We start from the raw sequence: 1,242 nt of genomic DNA, 5'->3' as shown, positions 1-1,242 counted from the left end.
ATACCAAGTCTGAATTGTGAGATTCTGATGAATTACATAATTGAATATATTTATTGAGTACTTTGGATTTCATATAATATTTATAGTAAATCCCATCATCAGCATTATTCTTAGTTATACTAAGCAGATACTTTCTAAAGTCATCTTCCAATATTAACAATTGTATTTTTAAAATATTTTGAGTTGTTTTTTCACTCCTAACTTTTACAAAGTAAGGTAAAAGAAATTCTAAAGTTACGTATAGATTCATAGGTATATTATTTTCTTTGTATTCACTTTGAGCCAAAGAGCTAGTTTCACTATCACCTCTACCTTCTATTAATATTTTTTCATTGTAAAGATATTCAATGTTTTTTAGTTGAATAAGTATTTGTTCCTCAATATCCGCCCAATTCTCTATAGACTTTTGTTTATAATTTCTGAATATGTCATACCAGAAATTATTGGAATTAGTATTATTTACTATTTGTTGTCCATATATATAATCAAAAAAATCAGAATATGTGGATTTTAAGCCACAAGCTAAATCAAACCCATTACCTAATACAATCAATTGTTTTAATGATTGATTCTCATTACTAAAACTCATAAATTATCTCCTTTAACTTTAGGTTTATTTTATCATATTTTAATTAAACAATAATTTATCCATATAATGTAAGTATCCAAAATTTATTTAAAAATCTTTGGAAAATAAAATATTATGTAAGAAGAAGATATCATTGTTTTTTAGACATGTCAAAAAGGTGTATATGTCATTGCAGATTGTTTCACGTATAACAAAAATTGACAAATGACTTGAATTGTGGTATAATATATATATAAAGTTAATTTAGACTCAAATTCGTCAATTAACTAAAAAAACAAAACATTAACATAAAAAAACGTAAATAAACATAAAATAAAACATTTTTAGAAGTCCAGCCATTACTTGGTTGATTTCATATAAAAATGGTTTTTTGCTTATTTACGTTTTTTTAGTTTCTATAAAAAAAAGAAAGAGGTGGCTAATATGGTATGGTCAAAAGAAAGCAGAGAAAAACAATCAAATAGATTTTTAAATCCATTCAAGGTTGTCGACTACCGAGGAGTTGTAATAGGAGTTTATAAGAACTCAGTTGAAGCTGAACGTGAGGGAGGGTTTCAAAGTAATGCAATTAGACAAGTATTAAATGGTAGGGCTAAATCTCATAAAGGTTTTACATTTAAAAGAATTAGTATTGAAGACTATCTTGATATGGT

2 protein-coding genes are annotated in these 1,242 nt (G+C 25.4%); one reads left to right on the top strand and one right to left on the bottom strand.

Annotated elements, in window-relative coordinates:
- Positions 1-589: AbiH family protein (locus ABT112_RS35265; RefSeq protein ID WP_351515841.1), on the bottom strand; the 589-nt coding region annotated here is incomplete at its 3' end.
- Positions 590-1,003: 414 nt separating this feature from the next.
- Here ABT112_RS35265 and ABT112_RS35260 point away from each other — a divergent pair.
- On the top strand, positions 1,004-1,242 hold a 239-nt coding region (locus ABT112_RS35260; protein ID WP_351515840.1), incomplete at its 3' end, for a hypothetical protein.

Source organism: Streptomyces sp. NPDC002055, from assembly GCF_040296705.1.
In the GTDB taxonomy this organism is placed as follows: domain Bacteria; phylum Actinomycetota; class Actinomycetes; order Streptomycetales; family Streptomycetaceae; genus Streptomyces.
The sequence above is the reverse complement of the archived record's forward strand: the minus strand, read 5'-3'. Positions and strand labels throughout refer to the sequence as shown.